Annotated in this window: 5 protein-coding genes; 2 read left to right on the top strand and 3 right to left on the bottom strand. The window is 62.0% G+C overall.

All coding sequences use genetic code 11. From position 1 onward, the window contains the following. Positions 1-304: 304 nt before the first annotated feature. The gene (locus LB528_RS12850) at positions 305-577 is read right to left on the bottom strand and encodes an usg protein (RefSeq protein WP_224517029.1); all 273 of its coding nucleotides are present in this window, start codon (positions 575-577) and stop codon (positions 305-307) included. A 303-nt stretch (positions 578-880) separates the two neighbouring features. Here LB528_RS12850 and acs point away from each other — a divergent pair, with 303 nt between their 5' ends. Then, positions 881-2,836, top strand: a complete 1,956-nt coding sequence (gene acs, locus LB528_RS12845) for an acetate--CoA ligase (RefSeq protein WP_224715156.1) — start codon at positions 881-883, stop codon at positions 2,834-2,836. After that, positions 2,836-3,600, top strand: a complete 765-nt coding sequence (locus tag LB528_RS12840; protein WP_224715155.1) for an MOSC domain-containing protein — start codon at positions 2,836-2,838, stop codon at positions 3,598-3,600. Before acs ends, LB528_RS12840 begins: the two co-directional genes overlap by 1 nt. Before the next feature lie 12 nt (positions 3,601-3,612). Here the strand turns inward: LB528_RS12840 and LB528_RS12835 are convergent, their stop codons facing one another. Both LB528_RS12835 and LB528_RS12830 read right to left on the bottom strand, forming a co-directional pair. Beyond that, positions 3,613-4,881 carry an SAM-dependent methyltransferase gene (locus LB528_RS12835; protein ID WP_224715154.1) on the bottom strand — a complete coding sequence of 423 codons (1,269 nt, stop codon included), beginning with the start codon at positions 4,879-4,881 and terminating at the stop codon, positions 3,613-3,615. A gap of 415 nt (positions 4,882-5,296) precedes the next feature. Next, positions 5,297-6,595, bottom strand: coding sequence for a pilus assembly protein (locus tag LB528_RS12830; RefSeq protein WP_263487226.1), 1,299 nt, complete (start codon positions 6,593-6,595; stop codon positions 5,297-5,299). Between the last annotated feature and the right edge of the window lie 387 nt (positions 6,596-6,982).

The following is a 6,982-nucleotide window of genomic DNA, read 5'->3' as shown; positions in this document are numbered from 1 at the left end:
CCAGATCGTCGCCTCCCTGATCACAGCCATCTTTACTCAGCCGCCCTTGGCAATCCTGCGCCGAAATCTCCATGCCTTGCGACATCGTTGGCGCGAGCCACCTCGAAAGCGCAAATTTCAAGCCATGCCAAAGCTATCTTAGCGCATATGCCCTCGAGGAGGAGATGTCTCCAAAGGCGACAGAGGGGGTCGTCTCACGTAGAGCGCCAACCTCCTCCGACCCTGCAAAGGTGCCGGCGCTCCACGCGGCAACCCCCTCTGGCCGCTTTGCGGCCATCTTCCCCTCAAGGGGAGAATGCGCCGCTCAATGCACCCGAAACTCCCCATCCACCTTCCGCCACTCGTTCGGCGCGATCAGCCTGTGATGCGTATAGGTGACCGAATGCAGCGGGCCCTCGAGCTTGGTCTTCCAGAACTCGATGAAGCGGATCAGCACCGGGAATTCCGGAGCTAGGTCATAGTCCTGCCAGACATAGCTTTGCAGCAGGTGCGGGTGATCGGGGTAGTGATAAAGGATCTTAGCCGTAGTCAGCCCGTATCCCCTGAGCATCAGATCCATTTCGGAATTGTCGCGCATTGCGTTTCCTTGGTTGATTCTCCTTCCTCCCAACGCTGAATTGTGCCCACGGTTGCTTAACTGTCTATCGATTTCTTCGCGGCTCTTCAAAATTTTTGTCGTTAAAACAGGCGGTTAGCAGCCGCGAAGCGAGAGTGCTGATAGCTGGCCCAATTGCCCGTGCGTCATCCCGCCGCGCGAATCCAACGTCTAATATTGCCGTCACGGCGGAACTGTTAATAATGCCCGCGAATTCGCGGCCGCTTCGCCGCGATGCTGTCGGCGTTTCAAGCCGGCGGAACGGTTCCGGAGGAAAGCTGAAAAATGTCCGATGTCCATGTCCACCGCGTCCAGCCCGCGTGGAAGAAGAACGCGCTGATCGACAACGACACCTATCTCAAATGGTACGCCGACAGCGTGAAGAACCCGGACAAGTTCTGGGGCAAGCACGGCAAGCGGATCGACTGGTTCAAGCCCTTCACCAAGGTCAAGAACACCTCCTTCGACGGCAAGGTCTCGATCAAGTGGTTCGAGGACGGCCAGACCAACGTCTCCTACAATTGCATCGACCGGCATTTGAAGAAGCGCGGCGACCAGACCGCCATCATCTGGGAGGGCGACAACCCTTACGACGATCGCAAGATCACCTACAACGAGCTCTATGCCCATGTCTGCCGCTTCGCCAATGTCTTGAAGAAGCATGGCGTTAAGAAGGGCGACCGCGTCACCCTCTATATGCCGATGATCCCGGAAGCGGCCTATGCGATGCTCGCCTGCACGCGTATCGGCGCCATCCACTCGGTCGTGTTCGGCGGCTTTTCGCCCGATGCGCTCGCCGGCCGCATCGACGACTGCAAATCGACCATCGTGGTCACTGCCGACGAGGGCCTGCGCGGGGGCAAGCCGATCCCGCTCAAGGACAACACCGACAAGGCGGTCGAGATCGCCGCCAGGGCCGGCACCAAGGTGGAAAAAGTCGTGGTGGTGCGCCGCACCGGCGGCAAGACCGGCTGGGTGCCGGGACGCGACGTCTGGTACCACGAGGAGGCGCAGACCGTTAAGGCCGACTGCAAGCCGGAGAAGATGAAGGCCGAAGACCCGCTGTTCATCCTTTACACCTCCGGTTCGACCGGCAAGCCGAAGGGCGTGCTGCACACCACCGCCGGCTATCTCGTCTATGTCTCGATGACGCACCAATATGTCTTCGATTACCACGACGGCGACATCTACTGGTGCACGGCCGATGTCGGCTGGGTCACCGGCCACAGCTACATCGTCTACGGACCTTTGGCCAACGGCGCCACGACGCTGATGTTCGAAGGCGTGCCGAACTATCCCTCGCAGTCGCGCTTCTGGGAAGTGATCGACAAGCACCAGGTCAACATCTTCTACACCGCGCCGACGGCGCTGCGCGCGCTGATGGGCGCCGGCGACAGCCATGTGAAGAAGACCTCGCGCAAGTCGCTGCGCGTGCTCGGCACGGTCGGCGAGCCGATCAATCCGGAAGCCTGGGAGTGGTATTACAACGTCGTCGGCAACGCCAAGGTGCCAATCGTCGACACCTGGTGGCAGACCGAGACCGGCGGCATCATGATCACGCCGCTGCCCGGCGCCACCGACCTCAAGGCCGGCTCCGCCACGCGGCCCTTCTTCGGCGTCCAGCCGCAGCTGGTCGACGGCGACGGCAAGGTGCTGGAGGGCGCCACCGACGGAAATCTCTGCATCGCCGATTCCTGGCCGGGCCAGATGCGCACCGTCTATGGCGACCACGACCGTTTCGTGCAGACCTATTTCTCGACCTACAAGGGCAAATACTTCACCGGCGACGGCTGCCGCCGCGACGAGGACGGTTACTACTGGATCACCGGCCGGGTCGACGACGTCATCAACGTTTCCGGCCACCGCATGGGAACGGCCGAGGTGGAATCGGCGCTGGTCAGCCATGACAAGGTGTCGGAAGCCGCCGTCGTCGGCTATCCGCACGACATCAAGGGCCAGGGCATCTATTGCTATGTCACGCTCATGGCTGGCACTCCATCGAGCGAGGAATTGCGCAAGGAGCTGATCGCGCATGTCCGCAAGGAGATCGGCGCCATCGCCACGCCCGACAAGATCCAGTTCGCGCCCGGCCTGCCGAAAACCCGTTCGGGCAAGATCATGCGGCGCATCCTGCGCAAAATCGCCGAGGACGATTTCGGCGCGCTCGGCGACACCTCGACGCTCGCCGATCCGGCCGTGGTCGACGACCTCGTCGCCAACCGCCAGAACAAGAAGGGCTGATGGCAGGCGAGGCAATCCTCGGCACCGTCAGCCAGCTCTGGCGCTATCCGGCGAGCTCGCTCGCCGGCGAGCGGCGTGATGCCATCTCCGTCGGGCTGAAGACCGTCGATGGCGACCGGCTGTTCGGACTGGTCGACGCCTCCGGCGAGATCGCCAGGCCCGACCGCGAAGCCAGATGGCACAAGGTGCCGCTGATCCGCACCCGGTTGAGCGAGGCTCCGATGAACAAGGAATGGCGGCTCGAAGTGGCGGTGCCCGGCGGCGAATGGCTGCCGGCGCCGGATCCTGAAAGCGACCGCGCGGTATCGGCCTTTCTTGGCTTCGAGGCCTCGATCCGGCCGTTCGGCGCGCAGAACGCAGCGCCCAGCTACGCCGGCCCGCTGACCGAGGCGCGCTATGCCAAGGCGCCGGTCCATCTGCTCACCACCGCCTCACTGGCCAGGCTGAAGGCGCTGCACCCCGAGGGCGCGCCCGATCCGCGCCGCTTCCGCCCCAATATCGTCGTCGACATGCCGCCGGTCGAAGGCGCTTTTCCCGAAACGGAATGGATCGGCAAGAAACTCGCGGTCGGCGATCTGCTGCTCACCGTCTCGGAACCCTGCCGCCGCTGCGGCTTCACCATCATCGCCCAGGACGGCTTCGACACCGACCCCGGCATCCTGCGCAATTTGGTCCGCCATAACGCTCACAATCTTGGCGTATACTGCACGGTCGACCGGCCCGCACGGATCGAGATCGGCGCGCCGATGCGCTTGATGGACTGAAGCGGGTCGGGTCTACCGGTACAAATCCGCCCGTGTCGGCGGCAGGCCGCTCGGGCCGCGGGCGCGCTTGGTGGCGACAGTCTGGAAAATCTGCGCCGAGGCGCGCTCGAAGGTGATCGAGCAACCCGTCAGATAGAGCAGCCACAGCCGCGCCTTGGGCTCGCCGACCTCGGCGACCGCCTCATCGAAGCGCGCGTGCAGACGCTCCGCCCACAGGCGGCAGGTTTGCGCGTAATGCTCGCGCAGGTTCTCCACGTCATAGACGAGGAATCCGTGCGCCTCGAGATTGCCGAGCGTCATGCCGATCGTGTCGAGCTCGCCACCGGGAAAGATGTATTTGATCAGGGCCTTGTATTCCGGCCCCTTGCGCAACGTCTTGCGGAGGTCGCCCTTGCTGCGCCTGGTGATGGCGTGATGCAGATAGATCCCGCCGGGCTTGAGCAGGCGATTGACGGCCGAGAAGTAGGCGTCGTGATTGGCGAGCCCCAGATGCTCGAACATGCCGATCGACGAGATCTTGTCGAACGTGCCTGAGAGTTCGGCATAGGATTTTATCTCGATGGTGATGCGATCCTCCAGCCCCTCGGCGCGAATGCGTTCGCGGGCAAGGTCGGTCTGGGCTTGCGACAGCGAGACGCCATGGCCGAAGACGCCGTAGTTCTTTGCCGCATGGATAAGCATCGCACCCCAGCCGCAGCCGATGTCGAGCAGGCTTTCGCCGGGCTTCAGCCTGAGCTTGCGGCAGATGTGGTCGAGCTTGTCGACTTGCGCCTGGTCGATCCCATTGGCGAAATCGTGGAAATAGCCGCAACTATAGACCATGCGCTCGTCGAGGAAGAGCCGGTAGAAATCATTCGAAATATCGTAATGGTGCCGGATCGCCTCCTTGTTCGATCCGCTGACGAAAGGCTTGCGGCCGGAAAGATCGCTGCGCGCCGTCATCTGCTTACGCGAAAACAACACCATGGGCAGGTCGCGCAGGATCGCCAGCTTGGGCAGGGATTTGAACTTCGTCTTGAGCTTGCCTTGCGAAGGCAGGGCATAAAAATCGAACAGCGTGCCTTCTTCGATATCGACCGTTTTGGAAATCCACATCTCCACCAGCGTCGAGAAGGTCGGCCGGCGAACCAGCTGCCAGACGATATCCTGATCGTTGATGGCAAGCACCGGACCGCCGGCGGGTCCGATCCGCTCGCCCGTCCACAGCCGGACCGCAAAACCCGGCTTCAGCGTTTCGACGACCTTGCGTACGATCCGCGCGGCTCTGTCGGCGGCGTCCATTCCCACCTCCCGATATGTCGCCCCCAAAGCCGCACTGTCGTCCACCGGCCTGTGGACCGCAATCCCGATCTGTTGCGCAAAAGCACCGCAAGAGCAGTTTCCCGGCTCGTGGCACGACCATTCCGTTGCGTCATCTTGTCTTTTGCCGCGGCGCACCCCATCATCTGAGTGTGTTCAACGAACTGAAAGGAGGTGATCCGATGTCGAGTGATTTCGTTTTCCATAACGTGAGCTCCGCGGATTGCACTTCCGGGAAGCAGTCTTCCCGTTAAGGCGCGAGACGCGCGGCAGGTAGCCCGTGGGGCTGCCGCCAGGAGCCGCGTCATGGACGGAAACACGGAAGGCCGCCGGCTTCGTCAAGAAGTGGCGGCCTTTTCCGTTTGGGGTCGGCTTTCAATGGGCGGGATGGCCGCCGTTATCTGGTTACCGTCAGCTTGCCGATGTTGCGCACGATATCCTGGAAGGCCTGGTCAAGCTCGGTGCCGCTGGCCGCCTGATAGAAATGCTTGGCATTGCCGGTATCGGGGCTGGCGCATGATTGCAGCGTCGACTTGGCGTTTTTCTCCGTGAGGGCGAAGCCGATTGTGAATATTTCGATGCCATGGTCGCGCATCGCCGCGCAGAGTGTCGTGGCCGCGGTTCGCGTCTGCACCTTGCCGGCGTCGTTATAGACCTGATCGGGGCTGTTGGCGTCGAAATAGGACAGGTTGAATTCGCCGTCGGTCATCAGGATCACGTATTTCGCCACCTTCTTCGGATCCATCTTGGCTGGCCGTTGCGAGGCCTTCATCACGCTGCCCCAGTTCTCCGAAAGCATGTACCAGGCCCATTGCGCGCCGATATGACCGGCGGTGCCGCCGGAGGCATCGAGGTCCTTGATAACGTTGTTCAGAGCCGACGCATCCGTGGTCAGCGGCTGTATTGTCGCGACGGGGCAGGCTCGCGTGTGTGTCTGCTTGGCAAAGTCGGACAAATAGAGATCGCGGTTGACCATGCTCACGTCGGGACCAGCATCCGAATATTGATAGGCGCCCTTGCGCTCGGTTGCGCAGTTATCCGGTCGCGTCGATGCCGAGACGTATTTCGGGTCGTCGTCGCCCGGCGCCTGCTTGCGCTCGCTGGCCTTGGTCTCGACAAAGACCGTGCTTGCAGCGAGCGAGCCGACATTGACCGAGTTGGCATAAGGCACGATCGCCACCCGCACCCGCGGATTGGCGGCGTTCTGGCCGGTGAGGAAGGAGTTGACGGCATTGCCGGCCGCTGTCCTAAGGTCCTTGATCTTCTGGCCCGCCATCGAACCGGTGACGTCGAGCATCATCGCCACCTCGATGGTCTTGTCGGAATAAAGCGCCGTGGTCGAGGCGGTCACGCGCCGCATGTTGCTGGTGCTGAACAGCGGGAAAAAGAGGCCGACATCGACATGCGCATCCGCCTGTACCGTATTGGCCGTCCTGTTGACCGTGAGCTTGTCGAGCACGACCTGGTTGGCCTGCAGTGTGCCGGCCGTGCTGTTGGCGTCGAGAAACGCCTGCACGGTTTTGTTGGCATCGGTTTCCGTAATGACGCCGAGGGTGAGATCGCGGGCCGTCGAGGTCACAGCCGCGTCGACGACGCCCTGCAAGCTCGATCTCGCATCGTAGAGTTGCGAGATATTGACCGCGAATCCCACCCCCAGCGCGAGGACAGATGCGGCAGCTCCGAACAGAACCGCCAAATTGCCTTCGCGATTCCGGGTAAAGCCGTCCACCCACGAACGACACCTCTGAACTGCCGCATCCCATCCGCCTCCATCGTCTGCGGCTTCGCGCCGCTCGGCAGAGGCTTTGCAGGAATTCGGCCATACCCGGCCGGCAGTCGCCGAAAGGCGCTTAACAGGCAGTTAACCAATTGTTTTTGCTGGCTTTCGGCAAAGTTAAAGCTGAATGCGAAGTAAATGAAAATGCACTGGAGAGGCGACCTTCATGAAGCGCTTACCATAATCTCGAGGGCTGTCGCGGTCGTTCTCTCTTCGGCACAATCGAACTGTGCCGAAGCGGGCCAGCGGCTGCGTTAGCCGTGATGGAACAGGGCGCGGCCGGAGAGTCTTGGGGCGAGGAAAGCG

The organism is Mesorhizobium sp. CA4 (assembly GCF_020165075.1).
Taxonomy (GTDB): Bacteria; Pseudomonadota; Alphaproteobacteria; order Rhizobiales; family Rhizobiaceae; genus Mesorhizobium.
Note: the sequence above shows the minus strand (reverse complement) of the source record. Positions and strands in the feature narration are given on the sequence as shown.

What these genes read in the sequence shown, in the direction of transcription:
- LB528_RS12850 (WP_224517029.1), bottom strand. Translation starts at nt 577, where the DNA reads ATGCGCGACAATTCCGAAATGGATCTGATGCTCAGGGGATACGGGCTG.
- acs (WP_224715156.1), top strand. Translation starts at nt 881, where the DNA reads ATGTCCGATGTCCATGTCCACCGCGTCCAGCCCGCGTGGAAGAAGAAC.
- LB528_RS12840 (WP_224715155.1), top strand. Translation starts at nt 2,836, where the DNA reads ATGGCAGGCGAGGCAATCCTCGGCACCGTCAGCCAGCTCTGGCGCTAT.
- LB528_RS12835 (WP_224715154.1), bottom strand. Translation starts at nt 4,881, where the DNA reads ATGGACGCCGCCGACAGAGCCGCGCGGATCGTACGCAAGGTCGTCGAA.